At 61.9% G+C, this 15,343-nt stretch carries 16 protein-coding genes; 11 read left to right on the forward strand and 5 right to left on the reverse strand.

Going from position 1 to position 15,343, the window contains the following annotated elements:
* Window positions 1-9: 9 nt before the first annotated feature.
* Complete coding sequence (locus LT42_RS12365; protein ID WP_037013437.1) at window positions 10-1,149, forward strand: glycerophosphodiester phosphodiesterase; 1,140 nt, start codon at window positions 10-12, stop codon at window positions 1,147-1,149.
* A 96-nt stretch (window positions 1,150-1,245) separates the two neighbouring features.
* Here LT42_RS12365 and pyrF read toward each other — a convergent pair whose 3' ends face one another.
* Window positions 1,246-1,944 (reverse strand): orotidine-5'-phosphate decarboxylase, encoded by a 699-nt coding sequence (gene pyrF / locus LT42_RS12370; RefSeq protein WP_162835412.1) that lies wholly within the window; start codon window positions 1,942-1,944, stop codon window positions 1,246-1,248.
* Between the two features lie 175 nt (window positions 1,945-2,119).
* Between pyrF and LT42_RS24980 the strand changes: the two genes are divergently transcribed.
* Complete coding sequence (locus LT42_RS24980; protein WP_065986232.1) at window positions 2,120-2,287, forward strand: DUF2897 family protein; 168 nt, start codon at window positions 2,120-2,122, stop codon at window positions 2,285-2,287.
* A 96-nt stretch (window positions 2,288-2,383) separates the two neighbouring features.
* Here the strand turns inward: LT42_RS24980 and LT42_RS12375 are convergent, their stop codons facing one another.
* Window positions 2,384-3,214, reverse strand: coding sequence for a substrate-binding periplasmic protein (locus LT42_RS12375; RefSeq protein WP_052075270.1), 831 nt, complete (start codon window positions 3,212-3,214; stop codon window positions 2,384-2,386).
* Window positions 3,215-3,667: 453 nt separating this feature from the next.
* Here LT42_RS12375 and LT42_RS12385 point away from each other — a divergent pair, with 453 nt between their 5' ends.
* Window positions 3,668-4,210: a 3'-5' exonuclease gene (locus LT42_RS12385; RefSeq protein WP_037013443.1), complete on the forward strand. Its 543-nt coding sequence runs from the start codon at window positions 3,668-3,670 to the stop codon at window positions 4,208-4,210.
* A gap of 91 nt (window positions 4,211-4,301) precedes the next feature.
* Window positions 4,302-4,589 (forward strand): pyrimidine/purine nucleoside phosphorylase, encoded by a 288-nt coding sequence (ppnP, locus tag LT42_RS12390; protein WP_037013445.1) that lies wholly within the window; start codon window positions 4,302-4,304, stop codon window positions 4,587-4,589.
* A 21-nt stretch (window positions 4,590-4,610) separates the two neighbouring features.
* On the opposite strand, the gene LT42_RS12395 is transcribed toward ppnP, so the two are convergent.
* Entirely contained in the window at window positions 4,611-6,389 is a 1,779-nt protein-coding gene (locus LT42_RS12395) for an ABC transporter transmembrane domain-containing protein (RefSeq protein ID WP_037013447.1), read from the reverse strand.
* A 255-nt stretch (window positions 6,390-6,644) separates the two neighbouring features.
* On the opposite strand from LT42_RS12395, the gene LT42_RS26015 reads away from it, so the two are divergent.
* A complete protein-coding gene (locus LT42_RS26015) occupies window positions 6,645-6,821 on the forward strand; it encodes a PA1571 family protein (protein WP_037013449.1) in 177 nt (58 codons plus the stop codon).
* Between the two features lie 692 nt (window positions 6,822-7,513).
* Here LT42_RS26015 and pdxB read toward each other — a convergent pair.
* Window positions 7,514-8,662 (reverse strand): 4-phosphoerythronate dehydrogenase PdxB, encoded by a 1,149-nt coding sequence (gene pdxB / locus LT42_RS12405; RefSeq protein WP_037013451.1) that lies wholly within the window; start codon window positions 8,660-8,662, stop codon window positions 7,514-7,516.
* A gap of 88 nt (window positions 8,663-8,750) precedes the next feature.
* Window positions 8,751-9,005, reverse strand: a complete 255-nt coding sequence (tusA, locus tag LT42_RS12410) for a sulfurtransferase TusA (protein WP_037013457.1) — start codon at window positions 9,003-9,005, stop codon at window positions 8,751-8,753.
* Window positions 9,006-9,214: 209 nt separating this feature from the next.
* Between tusA and LT42_RS12415 the strand changes: the two genes are divergently transcribed.
* The 6 genes from LT42_RS12415 to LT42_RS12440 are packed head-to-tail and all read left to right on the forward strand — an operon-like array spanning window position 9,215 to window position 15,299.
* The gene (locus LT42_RS12415) at window positions 9,215-12,157 is read left to right on the forward strand and encodes a monovalent cation/H+ antiporter subunit A (RefSeq protein WP_037013459.1); all 2,943 of its coding nucleotides are present in this window, start codon (window positions 9,215-9,217) and stop codon (window positions 12,155-12,157) included.
* Window positions 12,157-12,501: a Na+/H+ antiporter subunit C gene (locus LT42_RS12420; RefSeq protein ID WP_037013461.1), complete on the forward strand. Its 345-nt coding sequence runs from the start codon at window positions 12,157-12,159 to the stop codon at window positions 12,499-12,501. Before LT42_RS12415 ends, LT42_RS12420 begins: the two co-directional genes overlap by 1 nt.
* Complete coding sequence (locus tag LT42_RS12425) at window positions 12,498-14,177, forward strand: monovalent cation/H+ antiporter subunit D (RefSeq protein ID WP_037013463.1); 1,680 nt, start codon at window positions 12,498-12,500, stop codon at window positions 14,175-14,177. The genes LT42_RS12420 and LT42_RS12425 overlap by 4 nt, the downstream gene beginning before the upstream one ends.
* Window positions 14,174-14,662, forward strand: a complete 489-nt coding sequence (locus LT42_RS12430) for a Na+/H+ antiporter subunit E (RefSeq protein WP_037013466.1) — start codon at window positions 14,174-14,176, stop codon at window positions 14,660-14,662. Before LT42_RS12425 ends, LT42_RS12430 begins: the two co-directional genes overlap by 4 nt.
* The gene (locus LT42_RS12435; protein WP_037013468.1) at window positions 14,659-14,937 is read left to right on the forward strand and encodes a K+/H+ antiporter subunit F; all 279 of its coding nucleotides are present in this window, start codon (window positions 14,659-14,661) and stop codon (window positions 14,935-14,937) included. The genes LT42_RS12430 and LT42_RS12435 overlap by 4 nt, the downstream gene beginning before the upstream one ends.
* Entirely contained in the window at window positions 14,934-15,299 is a 366-nt protein-coding gene (locus tag LT42_RS12440) for a Na+/H+ antiporter subunit G (protein ID WP_037013470.1), read from the forward strand. The genes LT42_RS12435 and LT42_RS12440 overlap by 4 nt, the downstream gene beginning before the upstream one ends.
* Window positions 15,300-15,343: the final 44 nt, after the last annotated feature.

The following is a 15,343-nucleotide window of genomic DNA, read 5'->3' on the forward strand; positions in this document are numbered from 1 at the left end:
GTCAGAACCATGTTGAAAGGACTATCCAGAACGTTGAGCGGCGCCGCGATCGCCGGTGTGCTGTTGTCATCCTCCATAGCCTTGGCCGCCACTGACATGGATAAGGAACCGGGGCGAGCCCTGGCTGCCAAGATCGGCGTGCCCTGGCCAGCGGTGATTGCCCACCGCGGTGCGTCGTTCGATGCGCCGGAGGAGACCGTACCTGCCTACACGCTGGCGCGCGAACTCGGTGCCGACTACCTGGAGATGGACATTCAGCGCACCAAAGATGGCGTGCTGATCGCGCTGCATGACAACACGCTGGAGCGCACCACCAACATCGCCGAGGTCTACCCGCAACGGACCAAGGACCCGCTGAACACGTTCACGCTGGAGGAAATCAAGCGCCTGGACGCCGGCTCATGGTTCAACACGGCACACCCGGACCGCGCACGCGCCAGTTACGCCGGGCTGAAAATTCTGACCCTCGACGAGGTGATGGATATCGCCGAAGGCGGCAAGAACAAGCCCGGTTTGTACATCGAAACCAAGGTGCCGTCGCAATTTCCCGGCATCGAAGAAGACCTGAAGAACAAGCTGCAGCAGCGCGGCTGGCTGACCCAGCGACCCGCTGCCGAAAAAGGTTACGTGAACGTTGCTCACATGCCCGGCCGCGTCATGCTGCAGACATTCGAGAAGCCGAGCCTGGAATTGCTCCAGAAAAGCATGCCGGACACACCGAAAGTCCTGCTCCTCTGGCTCGGCGACGGCTCCATCGCAGCAGCCTCGAACAAGACCTTCAAAGATTCAGGCGCCAAGGACAAGGCCAGCTTTTATGCGAGCCAGCAGGTGAAATCCAAAGAAGAGTTTGCCGCCTGGATGGATTGGGCCAAAGCTCATGGCGCGGTGGGTACGGGGCCGTCTTCAGCGTTGAAAAATGGCGGTGACCAGAGCTACATGGATCTTGTGCAGACATGGATGAACAAGATGGCCCACGACCGCGGCATGATCATTCACCCGTATACCGTCGATGAGGCGGTGGATTTCAAGTCCATCAGCGAGCGTGGAGTGGACGGGTTCTTCACCAATCGGGCGTCGGAGTTGCTGAAGTTCTACGGTCGCCCGTCGAAGGAGAGCCTGGACTCGATCCTCAAGCGCAACGGTTATTGAGCCCCAGACCGCACCGCGACTCATCAAGGCGTGCAGGCTGCGGGAGTGCCGCTCCGGTCGCTCCCGCAGAACGTGTTCAGGCTGGAATGGCGGGTTTTACGCCAGCTCAGCCACTACCGCAGCCAGGGCCTTTGCCGGATCTGCCGCCTGACTGATGGGACGGCCGATCACCAGATAATCCGAACCGGCGTCCAGCGCCTGACGCGGTGTCAGAATCCGCCGCTGATCGTCCACGGCGCTGCCGGCCGGACGAATACCGGGGGTCACCAGTTGCAGCGACGGATGTGCCGCCTTCAGCGCCTGGGCTTCCAGGGCGGAACACACCAACCCGTCCATGCCGGCCTTTTGCGCCAGTGACGCCAGGCGCAGCACCTGCTCCTGTGGCTCGATGTCCAGACCGATTCCCGCCAAGTCCTCACGCTCCATGCTGGTCAGCACCGTCACGCCTATCAGCAGTGGCTTGGGCCCGGTGCGCTGGTCCAGCACCTCACGGCAGGCCGCCATCATGCGCAGACCGCCCGAGCAATGCACGTTGACCATCCACACGCCCATCTCGGCGGCAGCCTTGACCGCCATTGCCGTGGTGTTGGGAATGTCATGGAATTTGAGATCCAGGAATACCTCGAAGCCCTTGCTGTTGAGGGTTTCCACGATGTCCGATGCGCAACTGGTGAACAGCTCTTTCCCCACCTTGACCCGGCACAGTTTGGGGTCCAGTTGATCCGCCAGACTCAACGCGGCTTCGCGGGTGGGGAAATCCAGGGCGACGATGATGGGGGTCTGGCAGGCGGACATGAGCGGGTTCTCTGGCAAGTCGAAATCGGCGCGCATTGTAGCCGAACATCCCGCAGCGCGGGACCCGGCAATTGCTAAATGCCTGCCCGAACCGCGCCGTGCGTCGAGCATCTTCTACAATTGAACCACTGGACGGCGCCGCTGCTCCAACCCCTATCACAACAAGGAGAGCACTATGCCCTGGTATGCCTGGTTAATTCTGGTCGTTGCAATCGGCTCGATCGTCGGCGGCCTGCTGATGCTCAAGGATTCAGCGAAGAAACTCCCCCTGACCGATGAACAGCTCAAGCGTGTTCACGAGCGCAACGCCGAAATGGATGCAAAGGAAGCACGAGACCGCTAAACGATGCTGTGGGGGTGCGTTCCAGCGCTCCCGCAGTAAGCCGTCCTTCCCAATCCCCCTTCTTCAAATGATTTGAATCGATCAGTACCTGTCGCCTCAGTCCGTGTCGGCGCCTTCGCCCAGCGCCACCGCGTGATGGGTGGCTTGAGGGGTGACCGCGATGCGGAATGGCTGAAAGATTTTAAACATTTCCCCGTTCTCGCGAAGTTGTCTGAGCAGTTCGCTGAAGCGTTCTCCGCTGATGGGCGCGTCCGGGCGCAGCAATGCGTAGTGCCGATACACCTGATCGACGCGGTCCGAGACCAGAAACTGGTCGGCGTCTTCGGGGTTGCTGGACATGAACGTGCTCAGGTAAGAGCGCGTCACCAGCGCAACGTCGGCGCGGTCGCGCAGCACCATTAGCAAGTTGCTGTCGTGGGAGTACGTCAGTGTGGCGTTGTAATTGTCAGCGAGAAACTTGGGGTCGGCATCAAACCGCGCAAACGCGTAGTGATAGCCGCTGAACAACGCCAGACGCTTGCCATGCAATTCATCGAAATAGGTTTGCGTACGCCCTTGCGCGCGGTGGGCGACGAAGACTTCGGCGTCTTCAAGCCCCATGTCGACGTCCTCGTGGGGAATGCCCTTCCAGCCCCATTCGGGGTTCTCAAAGATAGCCATGTCAAAGCGCGACTCCTGGAAATCGCGGAACCGGCGCGGAATAGACGTCGGCACCATCTCGAAGCGGTAGTCATGCTGCATGGCGTTGAGCGCGCTGACCATCTGCGGGAGCAGACCGGTGTCCTCGCCGCGCTCGGGACGAATCGTATAGGGCGGGAAATGCGCCGCGCCAATGCGCACGACTTGCGCCGCACCGGCCTGCCAGGCCCACAGGGTCGTGGTCGTGAACAACAACGTGTTAAAAGCCATCCGCATCGGCGTGGACATCAAGACAAGGCACCTCAGGCGAAACGGAGTACGTAAGCTATGCGTTCGCGATCAATTAGACAACGGTCAAACAGAGGCTAAACCCTCGTCTTCCCCCTTCCGCCCTCCTTGCGCGCTACTGCCCCTTTCCCTTGCGGCCTGTTTGCGGCTGAAGCCGATCCCGCCAAAAGCGCTGAAACTGTCCTTGTCCTTTGCGTTATCGACCGCGCTTCGCTTTATATGAGGACGATATGAGCACCGACTGCGGATGCAATTTATGCCGAGGCGCAGTGACCAGGCAAGCGCCGTCCCGGCCATAGGCCAGTCAGTCGGCATAAATGATGCCTGTCCAGGCAAACCTTCCTCGGCAACGTGAGTCCCAATCATGGATCATCTGCGCCGGTCGCTGGACGTGATGGCCGTGATGTCACTACGCTCGATTGCGGAGCTGCGGGCTTAAAACAGGAGTTGAAGATGTCCTACTGGCTGGTGATAGACCTGGAGGCCACCACCGAAGAGGGCGGTTGGCCGGTAGCAGAGATGGAAATAATCGAAATCGGCGCATCGCTGGTCAATCAGGACGGGCGAGAAATCGACCACTTTGAACGGTTCGTGCGGCCCGTGCGCCGACCATTGTTGACCTCCTTCTGCAGGGAATTGACCCACATTCAGCAGCACTTGATCGACAGCGCATCGACACTGCCTGCGGTCTGGCCACAGTTCGAGCGCTGGATCGCTCAGTACCGCGCCAAGCTGGTGGCCTGGACCAGCTGGGGCGATTACGACCGTCAGCAATTACAACAGGAATGGCAACAGCATCGCCTCGCCAGCGAGCTGGCCACCCTCCCCCACATCAACCTGAAACAACGCTTCGCCAAGGCCCGCCATCTGCAAAAACCCTGCGGGCTGAACGCCGCGCTGCAGCTCGCGGGCATGCATTTCAACGGGCAGCAACACCGGGCGCTGTCGGATGCGCGCAATACCGCACGATTGTTACCGTTGGTGATTCCCGGCTGAGGCGTGACGCATTTATCAAAGCGGATGACGGCCTTTTACACGTTCGGCATACTGTCCGGCCTTTTCCCATCCCTTCCCAAGGAGATCAGCCATGTTCAAGGTCAACGAGTATTTCGACGGCACCGTGAAATCCATTGCCTTCAAGCAAGCAGAAGGCGACGCGACCATCGGCGTGATGGCTCCCGGAAAATACAATTTCAGTACGGCCGACCGTGAAATCATGCACGTCATCTCCGGGCAACTGAAAGTCCTGCTGCCGGACAGCGATAACTGGGCAACCTACGATGCAGCCCAGCAGTTCGATATCCCGGCGAACATCAAGTTTGATGTCGAAGCCACCGTCGAAACCGCTTACCTTTGCGAATACCGCAAGGGTTGATTCAGCCCCTCGGGTCGGCGCTTAGCCGACCTCTTCATTCCCGGCATTGAATTGCAACGCCGCCAGCCGCGCGTAAAGCGGATTGCTGGCGATCAATTCCCGATGCGTGCCCACCGCCACCAGCTTGCCTTGATCCATCACCGCGATGCGGTCGGCGTTCTGTACCGTTGCCAGCCGGTGGGCGATGACCAGAGTGGTGCGGCCCTTCATCAATGTCGGCAACGCCTGCTGAATCAGATGTTCGCTCTGCGCGTCTAGGGCGCTGGTGGCTTCGTCCAGCAATAGAATCGGCGCGTCGGCCAACAAGGCCCGAGCGATGGCCAGGCGCTGTCGCTGCCCCCCAGACAAGCCCATGCCGCCATCACCCAGGTGGGTCTGATAACCCTGCGGCAGAAGCTCGATGAACTCGTGGGCGTGCGCGATGCGTGCCGCCGCCTGCACTTGCTCCACGCTTGCGGCCGGGTTGCCGTAGCGAATGTTGTCCTCCACCGTGCCGAAAAACAGCGCCGGGGTTTGCGATACCCAGGCGAAGCAGCGGCGCAGGTCCAGCGGATCAAGGCGTTCAACAGGCACCCCTTCGATGAGCACCTGCCCCTGCTGCGGGTCGTAGAAACGCAGCAGCAGATCGAACAGGGTCGATTTGCCCGCCCCGGACGGTCCGACCAGCGCCAGCGTCTCGCCCGCTTCAATGCTCAAAGTCAGCCCATCGACGGCGTTGCGCTCTGCGCGCGAGGGGTAGGCAAACGTGAGGTTTTCAAGGACCAGGCGGCCGCTGATGCGCGCGGGGAGTGTCAGCAGGTCGCTGGCGGGCGCGGCGATTTCGCTGCGTGCCTGTAGCAGTTCGGTGATGCGCTCGGCCGCGCCCGCCGCGCGCTGCATCTCGCCGATCACTTCGCTGAGTGTGCCAAATGCGCTGCCGACAATCAGGCTGTAGAACACGAACGCCGCCAGCTCGCCCCCCGAGATCCGCCCGGCGATGACGTCCATGCCTCCGACCCAGAGCATGACACCCACGGCGCCGAGTACCAGCACGATCACCAGCGTAATCAGCCATGAGCGCTGCAAAATGCGCTTGCGTGCAGTGTCGAACGCATCTTCGGCCGTCCGGGCAAAACGCTGGCGATCCTGCGCCTGATGGTTGTAGGCCTGAACGGTCTTGATCTGCCCCAATGCTTCAGACACGTAACTGCCGACGTCCGCGACCCGGTCCTGGCTTTCCCGCGACAGGCTGCGCACTCGCCGCCCGAAGATCAAGATCGGCCCAATCACCAACGGCAGTGCCACGACCACAATGCTGGTGAGCTTGGGATTGGTGAAAAACAGCAGGATGATCCCGCCAATGACCATCAAGGCGTTGCGCAGGAACATCGACAGCGAAGAGCCGATCACTGACTGCAGCAACGTGGTGTCAGCGGTCAGGCGCGACTGGATTTCCGAGCTCCGATTGTTCTCGTAAAACCCAGGGTGCAGGCTAACGAGGTGATCGAAGACCTGCTTGCGCAAATCGGCCACCACGCGCTCGCCGATCCACGACACCAGATAAAAGCGCGCGAAGGTGCCCACCGCCAGCGCGACCACCAGCCCCATGAACAGGCCAATGGTTTCGTTGAGCAACGCGGGGGAACGGGTCATGAAACCTTGGTCGACCATCAACCGGATGCCCTGGCCCATCGACAGCGTGATCGCCGCCGTGACCACCAGCGCCAGCAGCGCCCCGAACGCCTGCTTGCAGTACGGCGCAATCAGGCGCAGCGCCAGTCGTATGGCATGCCGCTGACGGCCGGAAAATACTGAAGCCATGAATCACACCCGATAAACAAACCAGCCGCAGAGCCTACACCTCAACACCGCCCTACGCTCGTCAGCTTTTGCTGAACTCCGGCCGCTTCGCTCAGTCAACGAATGCTGTCACGCCAACGCGCTCGCACACCTGCCGAACACCTCCCGCGACGACTCGCATCCGTTCCGTGGAAGCTCGTTCAGGGTGAGTGTCACAGCGCATTCATGCAGGCGTGGCTACTATCGACGCGCAGTTACCTGATGAGGAGACAGGCCATGAGCTTGCAAAGCAGCAGCAATCAAGAACCCGTGTTCCGCCCTCAACCCGAGTTGCAACTGGGCGGCGCGATCCTTGACAGAAACGGGCAGGAAATTCTGATTACTGAAGAAATGGTCCAGGCCGCCTGCCAGGAATGCGAGAAGTACTGGGTGCGGCCAGAAAAACAAGATTGATGTACGGATTTGACTGGAACCCGGCCAAGTTGCCGGGTTTTTTATAAGCGCCGTACGGATCAGGCGGCGCGACGCAGCGCGCGAGCCAGAGTTCGAGAGGCGGGACCGGCCCTGCAGGAGCCGGCTTGCTGGCGAACCGGGTTACCCATTAACGCAGCGGTGCCTGCCGAAATGCGTTCGCCAGCAAGCCGGCTCCTACAGATTGGGGTTGATGCCAATGCGGGTGAACCGTCCTGGCGTCGGGGGCGGCTCATATCAGGCGGCGCGAAGCGGGTTGGGTCACGGCACCCTTTTTGCGCGAAGGCTCAATAGGCTCGCCCGGTTCTATTGGCCTTGGGTTCAGACGTTTGCCCCGGTCCTGTTGGCGCTGGTTCATGCGTTTGCCCCGGTACCTTGGCGCTGGGTCCAAACGTTCACCCAGTACCTTGGCGTTGGGTTCAAACGTTTGCCCCGGTCCTCTTGGCACGGGTTCAAGCATTTGGCCAAGCCCTGTAGGAGCCGGCTTGCTGGCGAACCCGGTTACCTAGTCAATGCAGCGGTACCTGCCGAAATGCGTTCGCCGGCAAGCCTGTTCCTACAGGTTTGGGTTGGTGCCAACGGCGGTGAACCGTGCTGGCTCCTATAGATTCGGGTTGATGCCAATGCGGGTGAACCGTGCCGGCGTCGAGGCTGGACGTCCGGCAGTGTGCGATTCACTTGGCGACAAGCGTCGCGCCCAAGGCCTTGACGATCTGACACAACGCTTCGGACTCGCCGTTGACGCTGACGTGCAGACTGTCGATTTCCCGGCGCGGCGGGTAATGCTTGCGCAAGGCGTCGAATGCCAGCCGCTGAGTGTGGGTATCGCCTATCAGGCTTCGGCGGAAATCCGCATCGTCGCGCCGCGGGTCGTAAACCCCGCGACACAGTGCATTGAGCGCCCAGACTGGATCAGTGGCGGCATCCAGTGTGACGTGCGCCAGCCAGGGTTTGGGCAGCAAGTCGTCAAGCTTGATGCTCGCGGGCTGGCTCAGGTATGTGCACAGCGCCTGATAAATTTGCGCGGTGCCGCGCTGACGACCGTCGAGGCTGTAGCCGGCAATGTGCGGCGTGGCGATGACGCACAGCTCGGCCAGTTCGGCGTCGACGGTCGGCTCCTCTTCCCACACATCCAGCACCGCCTGCAAGTCCTCGCGTTCCAGCAGGACGTGGCGCAGGGCGCGGTTATCGACCACTGGACCGCGTGCGGCGTTGATCAGCCAGGCGCCGTGCCGCAGTTGCTGCAAACGGCCGTGATCAAATAAATGCCAGGTGGCCGCCTCGCCGTGTTTATCCAGCGGGGTGTGCAAGCTGATGACATCGCAGCGGGCGATGATCTCGTCGAGGCTGACGTAATCGCCGCCTTCACTCGCCTGACGCGGCGGGTCGCACACCAAGACGTTCCAGCCAAGGCCGCGCATGACCTTGATCAGACGGCCGCCGACTTGACCGGCGCCGACCACGCCGTAGGTGCGGCTGGCAAGCTCAACCCCCTCGATTTCCGCCAGGGTCAGCAGACTGCCCAGCACATAGTCCACTACACCGCGGGCATTACAGCCCGGCGCGCTGGACCATTGAATGCCGGCCTGGTCGAGGTATTCGAGGTCGAGGTGGTCGGTGCCGATGGTGCACGTGCCGACGAAGCGCACGGGCGTGCCTTCGAGCAATGCGCGGTCCACCCGAGTGACCGAGCGCACCAGCAGAATGTCCGCTTCGGCAACGGCGGCGCGATCAAGCGTGCGCCCCGGGTATCGCTGGATATCACCGAAACCTTCGAAAAAGGCGTCGAGCAGGGGAATGTTTTCGTCGGCAACTATGCGCATGTCAGGGCTCCTGGAGTGGCCGCAGTGTAGGCGCCAGCGCCCTGACGAGCCAGCGTCATGCGCAACGCGTCAGCCGATCAGCAACCGATCAGTCGAGCTTCTTGCGGATCCAGTACAAAAACTCGGCATTGCCGACCTGCTTGTCCACCAGTTCGTGGCCAAGGAACACGCAGAACTTCGGAATATCGCGTTGGGTGGACGGATCGGTGGCAATCACCTTGAGCAAACCGCCAGGCGGCAAGTCGCGCACTTTTTGGTGCAGCATCATGACCGGCTCGGGGCAATTGAGCCCGGTCGCGTCGAGCACGGCGTCGACGGTGAGATGTTCGGTTGAATCAGACATGGGGCGCTCCGGAAACAGGCCGGCATTGTCGCCTAATTGATGAAGCACGCCAAATGCAGCAGCGGGCCTGAGGCGAAGAAAGTATCCGTTCGTATTCATGGACTACGCTGCTGCCTACCAACTTTGTAGGATTCTGCGACATCTTGGCGTTTGGTCATCCCGGACCCGGCACGTATAGTCCTTGACATTTCTCCGCAGATTTGAAGCCTATGTCCCTGATAGTTCTGCTGCTTCTGCCTTTCATCGGCAGCTGTCTGGCGGCCCTCTTGCCGCACAACGCACGCAACAGTGAATCCCTTCTGGCAGGCGCAATCGCCTTGATCGGCGCGGTGCAGGTCGCACTCTGGTATCCACAGATCGCCCACGGCGGGGTCATCAGAGAGGAATTCTTCTGGCTGCCGAGCCTTGGCCTGAACTTCGTCTTGCGACTGGACGGTTTTGCCTGGCTGTTTTCGATGCTGGTGCTGGGCATTGGCGCGCTGGTGTCGCTGTACGCGCGTTACTACATGTCGCCGGACGACCCGGTGCCGCGCTTCTTCTCTTTCTTCCTCGCGTTCATGGGCGCCATGCTCGGGCTGGTCATGTCCGGCAATCTCATTCAAATAGTCTTCTTTTGGGAGCTGACCAGCATTTTCTCGTTCCTGCTGATCGGCTACTGGCACCATCGGGCGGACGCCAGGCGCGGTGCCTATATGGCACTGATGGTCACCGGCGCAGGCGGCCTGGCGCTGCTGGTCGGGATGATGCTGCTCGGCCACGTCGTCGGCAGTTACGACCTGGACCGCGTGCTGGCCTCGGGCGACGCGATCCGTGCCCACGCCTTGTACCCCGTGCTGCTGACCCTGATTCTTGTCGGCGCATTGAGCAAAAGCGCGCAGTTCCCTTTCCACTTCTGGCTACCTCACGCCATGGCGGCACCGACCCCGGTGTCGGCGTATCTGCACTCGGCAACCATGGTCAAGGCCGGGGTATTCCTGCTGGCGCGCTTGTGGCCTTCATTGTCGGGCAGCGAGCAGTGGTTCTGGATCGTCAGCGGTGCCGGGGCGTGTACGCTGGTGATTGGCGCCTATTCGGCGATGTTCCAGAACGACCTCAAAGGCCTGCTGGCCTACTCCACCATCAGCCACTTGGGCCTGATCACCTTGCTGCTGGGGCTGAACAGTCCGCTGGCCGCAGTGGCGGCGGTGTTTCATATCCTCAACCACGCCACGTTCAAGGCTTCGCTGTTCATGGCGGCGGGCATTATTGACCATGAAAGCGGTACCCGCGACATCCGCAAATTGAGCGGGCTGATCAAGCTGATGCCCTACACCGCCACGCTGGCCATGGTCGCCAGCGCATCGATGGCCGGGGTGCCGTTGCTCAATGGTTTCCTGTCCAAGGAAATGTTCTTTGCCGAGACCGTGTTCATCACCTCGACCGACTGGGTCGAGATCGCTCTGCCGGTGATCGCAACGGTCGCCGGGATCTTCAGCGTGGCCTATTCCCTGCGGTTCACGGTCGATGTGTTCTTCGGCCCGAAAGCGACCCGGTTGCCGCACACGCCCCACGAGCCGCCGCGCTGGATGCGCCTGCCGGTTGAACTGCTGGTGCTGGCCTGCCTGATTGTCGGGATCTTCCCGGCACAGTCGGTCGGCCCGTTGCTCGCGGCGGCCGCACAGCCTGTAGTGGGCGGAGAATTGCCCGAGTACAGCCTGGCAATCTGGCACGGGCTGAACGCGCCGATGGTCATGAGCCTGATCGCCATGGCGGCCGGGATTGTGCTGTACCTGCTGCTACGCGCGCCGATCAAGCGCCGGCAGGTCAAAGGACCACCGCTGATCTGGCGGCTCAATGGCAAGCGCATGTTCGAGCGCGTGCTGGTGTTGAAAATGCGCGGAGCACGCCGGCTTGAGGGCCTGCTGACCACGCGCCGCTTGCAGGCGCAGCTGTTTCTGATGGTGCTGGCCGCGCTGGTCGCCGGCTTCGTGCCGATGTACGAAAGCGGCCTCAGCTGGGGCGACCGGCCTAAAATACCGGGCTCGGGCGTGTTCGTAATGCTTTGGCTGATCGCCATCGCCTGCGCCATCGGTGCCGCCTGGCAAGCCAAGTACCACCGGCTGGCGGCACTGACGATGGTCAGCGTCTGCGGGCTGATGACGTGCGTGACGTTCGTCTGGTTTTCCGCGCCCGACCTGGCACTGACTCAGCTCGCGGTGGAGGTCGTCACCACGGTACTGATTTTGCTCGGCCTGCGCTGGCTGCCGCGACGCAACGAAAATGTGCCCCCTGCCGCTCAAGCCCGGCGCCGGGCGAAAGTGCGTCGAATCCGCGATTTTGTCCTCGCGGTGGCGGTTGGCGGCGGCATGGCCGTGTTGTCCTACGCGATGCTGACCCGGCCAACGCCCAACGCCATCTCCGAGTTTTACCTGAGCCGCGCCCTGGCCCAGGGCGGCGGCACTAACGTAGTCAACGTGATGCTTGTGGACTTCCGCGGCTTCGATACGTTTGGCGAGATCACTGTGCTGGCCGTGGTGGCGCTGACGGTGTTTGCGCTGCTGCGACGTTTCCGGCCGCCCAGGGAAAGTATTGCCCTGCCGGCGCAACAACGTTTGCTGGCGCGCGACGTGGTCACCGATCTGATCAACCCGCGCCATGCCGCTGACACCGCACTGGGCTTCATGATGGTGCCGGCCGTGCTGGTGCGCCTGCTACTGCCGGTGGCTTTCGTGGTTTCCATGTACCTGTTCATGCGCGGGCATAACCAGCCAGGCGGCGGTTTCGTGGCCGGGCTGGTGATGTCGGTGGCCTTCATTCTTCAGTACATGGTCGCCGGAACTCAATGGGTCGAAGCCAACATGAGCCTGCGACCACTGCGCTGGATGGGCACCGGGCTGTTCTTCGCACTGGCCACGGGGATGGGTTCGATTGCCCTCGGTTACCCGTTCATGACCACGCACACCGCTCATGTGCATCTGCCGGTGCTGGGCGATCTGCACATTGCCAGCGCGTTGTTTTTCGACATCGGCGTGTACGCGGTGGTGGTCGGTTCGACCCTGCTGATCCTTACGGCGCTGGCCCACCAATCGGTGCGCAGCCATCGGCCGACGTCGCTGCCGCCGCCGATTGAACCGGCTGCGGCCGACACTGCGACTTCACAAGGAGCCATCTGATGGAAGAAGTCATTGCCATTGCCATCGGCGTGCTTGCCGCCTCGGGCGTCTGGCTGATCCTGCGTCCGCGAACCTATCAGGTCGTGATGGGCCTGTGCCTACTGTCTTACGGCGTCAACCTGTTCATTTTCAGCATGGGCAGCCTGTTTATCGGCAAAGAGCCGATCATCAAGGACGGCGTACCCCACGACCTGCTCAACTACACCGATCCTCTGCCCCAGGCATTGGTGCTGACAGCCATCGTGATCAGTTTTGCCATGACCGCACTGTTTCTGGTGGTGCTGCTGGCGTCGCGCGGTTTGACCGGCAACGACCATGTCGACGGCCGGGAGCTGGGTGAATGAACCTGATGAATCAACTGATCGTTGCGCCCATCCTGCTGCCGGTGCTGACAGCCGCACTGGTACTGTGGCTCGGCGAAAAGCACCGACCGCTCAAAGCCCGCATCAATCTCGTGTCGACCGGGCTGGGTCTGGCGATCGCCATCACGCTAATGATGTGGGTGCAGAAGACCGGCACCACCGGCTCCATCGGCGTGTACCTGCCGGGCAACTGGGAAGCGCCGTTCGGCATCGTCCTGGTAATCGATCACCTGTCGGCGCTGATGCTGGTGCTGACCGGCATCATTGCCTTCTGCGCCCTGCTCTTTGCCCTGGCGCGCTGGGACCGCGCCGGTGCCAGTTTTCACGCCCTGTTTCAGATTCAGTTGATGGGCCTGTACGGCGCCTTCCTCACGGCCGATCTGTTCAACCTGTTCGTATTTTTCGAAGTGCTGCTGGCAGCGTCCTACGGTCTGATGCTCCACGGTTCGGGACGGGCGCGAGTATCAGCGGGCTTGCATTACATCACCATCAATTTGCTGGCGTCCTCATTGTTCCTGATCGGCGCGGCATTGATCTACGGCGTGACCGGGACGCTGAACCTGGCGGATCTGGCGGTCAAGATCCCGCAGGTGCCGGAGGGCGACCTGGGCCTGCTGCACGCCGGCGCTGCCATTCTGGCAGTCGCGTTTCTCGCCAAGGCCGGCATGTGGCCGCTGAATTTCTGGCTGGTGCCGGCCTATTCCGCCGCCAGCGCGCCGGTGGCGGCGCTGTTCGCGATCATGACCAAAGTCGGCGCTTACACCCTGTTGCGCCTGTGGACGTTGCTGTTTTCGGGGCAGGCCGGCGCGTCAGCGTTCTTCGGCGGCGACTGGCTGATCTGGGGTGGTATGGCAACCGTGACGGTGGCGGCGATTTCCGTGGTCGCGGCCCAGCGGCTGGAGCGCATGGCCAGCCTGAGCATTCTGGTGTCGGCGGGCATTTTGCTGTCGGCTGTCGGTTTCGCTCAGCCAAGCCTGACCGCTGGCGCGCTGTTCTATCTGGTGAGCTCGACCCTCGCGCTCTCAGCGCTATTCCTGCTGGCAGAGCTGATCGAGCGCTCGCGCTCGGCCAATGACATTTCCCTGGACGAGGACGCCGACCAGTTGCCCAAGGCGCTGGAGTCACTGCACCCGGTGCCGGGCACCAATCTGGATGATGAGCAGAAAGCCGTCGTCGGCCACGTCATTCCCTGGACCATGGCGTTCCTGGGCTTGAGCTTCATGGCCTGCGCCCTGCTGATCATCGGCCTGCCGCCGCTGTCGGGCTTCCTCGGCAAACTGACGCTGATCAGCGCACTGCTCAATCCGCTGGGGCTTGATGTGGCGAAGGACGAAGCCATTCGCGGTGACAGCTGGATGCTGGTGGCGCTGCTGATTATTTCCGGGCTGGCGTCGCTGTTTGCCTTTGTTCGGGTCGGCATCAAGCGCTTCTGGACACCCCAGGAGCATGCCGTGCCCCTGCTGCGGCTCAACGAATGCCTGCCGATTGCCTTGCTGGTCGGTTGCGCCATTGTGCTGACATTCAAGGCCCAGGCGCTGCTGCATTACACCCAGGACACGGCGCAGGCCCTGCACGATCCCCAGCAATACGTGCTGTCGGTGAAAGCCGCCAGGCCGATACCCGGGCCGGCCTCGGCGGCAGCGGAGGTGCAACCATGAAGCGTCTGTTTCCTGCGCCGCTGCTGTCACTGTCCCTCTGGGCGCTGTGGCTGTTGCTCAACCTGTCGTTGAGCCCCGGCAATCTGTTGCTGGGCGGATTACTGGCTGTCTTCGCACCCTATATCTTCGCGCCGTTGCGCCCCTCGCCTGCTCACCTGCGCAAGCCGGGCGTCGCGTTGCGGCTGTTCCTGTTGGTCGGTCGCGATGTGATTGCGTCCAACGTGTCGACGGCGTGGGGGGTTCTGCGCGCCGGACGCCGGCCACCGCGCTCGGCGTTCGTCAAAGTGCCGCTGGACCTGCACGACGCCCACGGCCTGGCGGCACTGGCGATGATTTGCACGGTCGTGCCGGGCACCGTGTGGTCCGAGCTGGCGCTGGATCGCAGTGTCCTGCTGATGCACGTGTTCGACCTGGACGATGAGACGCACTTCATCGAGCATTTCAAAAGCACCTACGAACGGCCACTGATGGAGATTTTTCAATGAGCGTGCTGCTCACCAACGCAATCCTGCTGACGCTCGCGGTGTTCACACTGGCCATGGTGTTGACGCTGATCCGCCTGTTCAAGGGCCCGTCGGCGCAGGACCGCGTGCTGGCGCTGGACTATCTGTACATCCTGGCGATGTTGATGATGCTGGTCCTGGGCATTCGCTACGCCAGCGACACCTATTTTGAAGCGGCGCTGTTGATTGCGCTGTTCGGCTTCGTTGGTTCATTCGCGCTGGCCAAGTTCCTGTTGCGCGGCGAGGTGATCGAATGAATTCGTTGCAGGTATTGCCCTTCTGGGTCGAAGTGCTGACGGCGGTTCTGCTGCTGCTCAGTAGCCTGTTCAGCCTGATCGGAGCGCTGGGTCTTCTGCGCATGAAAGATTTTTTCCAGCGCATGCACCCGCCTGCCCTGGCGTCGACCCTCGGCGCGTGGTGCGTGGCACTGGCCTCGATCATCTACTTCTCGGCGCTGAAGGAAGGCCCGGTTCTGCACGCGTGGCTCATCCCGGTCCTGCTGGCGATCACCGTCCCGGTCACGACTTTGCTGCTCGCCCGCACCGGGCTGTTTCGCAAGCGCATGGCGGGTGACGACGTGCCCCCCGAGGTCAGCGACGGCAGGCAGCAGGGCCATTGACTGCGCGCTTGCGTGTTGCCTGCAGGCCATAGCTCTGGATAACT

The organism is Pseudomonas lutea (assembly GCF_000759445.1).
GTDB lineage: Bacteria > Pseudomonadota > Gammaproteobacteria > Pseudomonadales > Pseudomonadaceae > Aquipseudomonas > Aquipseudomonas lutea.

Bases quoted from the DNA above. Each gene is read 5' to 3' on its own strand.
- LT42_RS12395 (WP_037013447.1), bottom strand. From the start codon at position 6,389: ATGGCTTCAGTATTTTCCGGCCGTCAGCGGCATGCCATACGACTGGCG.
- pdxB (WP_037013451.1), bottom strand. From the start codon at position 8,662: ATGCGCATAGTTGCCGACGAAAACATTCCCCTGCTCGACGCCTTTTTC.
- LT42_RS12365 (WP_037013437.1), top strand. From the start codon at position 10: ATGTTGAAAGGACTATCCAGAACGTTGAGCGGCGCCGCGATCGCCGGT.
- tusA (WP_037013457.1), bottom strand. From the start codon at position 9,005: ATGTCTGATTCAACCGAACATCTCACCGTCGACGCCGTGCTCGACGCG.
- LT42_RS26015 (WP_037013449.1), top strand. From the start codon at position 6,645: ATGAGCTTGCAAAGCAGCAGCAATCAAGAACCCGTGTTCCGCCCTCAA.
- pyrF (WP_162835412.1), bottom strand. From the start codon at position 1,944: ATGTCCGCCTGCCAGACCCCCATCATCGTCGCCCTGGATTTCCCCACC.
- LT42_RS12440 (WP_037013470.1), top strand. From the start codon at position 14,934: ATGAATTCGTTGCAGGTATTGCCCTTCTGGGTCGAAGTGCTGACGGCG.
- LT42_RS24980 (WP_065986232.1), top strand. From the start codon at position 2,120: ATGCCCTGGTATGCCTGGTTAATTCTGGTCGTTGCAATCGGCTCGATC.
- ppnP (WP_037013445.1), top strand. From the start codon at position 4,302: ATGTTCAAGGTCAACGAGTATTTCGACGGCACCGTGAAATCCATTGCC.
- LT42_RS12385 (WP_037013443.1), top strand. From the start codon at position 3,668: ATGTCCTACTGGCTGGTGATAGACCTGGAGGCCACCACCGAAGAGGGC.
- LT42_RS12430 (WP_037013466.1), top strand. From the start codon at position 14,174: ATGAAGCGTCTGTTTCCTGCGCCGCTGCTGTCACTGTCCCTCTGGGCG.
- LT42_RS12435 (WP_037013468.1), top strand. From the start codon at position 14,659: ATGAGCGTGCTGCTCACCAACGCAATCCTGCTGACGCTCGCGGTGTTC.
- LT42_RS12420 (WP_037013461.1), top strand. From the start codon at position 12,157: ATGGAAGAAGTCATTGCCATTGCCATCGGCGTGCTTGCCGCCTCGGGC.
- LT42_RS12415 (WP_037013459.1), top strand. From the start codon at position 9,215: ATGTCCCTGATAGTTCTGCTGCTTCTGCCTTTCATCGGCAGCTGTCTG.
- LT42_RS12425 (WP_037013463.1), top strand. From the start codon at position 12,498: ATGAACCTGATGAATCAACTGATCGTTGCGCCCATCCTGCTGCCGGTG.
- LT42_RS12375 (WP_052075270.1), bottom strand. From the start codon at position 3,214: ATGTCCACGCCGATGCGGATGGCTTTTAACACGTTGTTGTTCACGACC.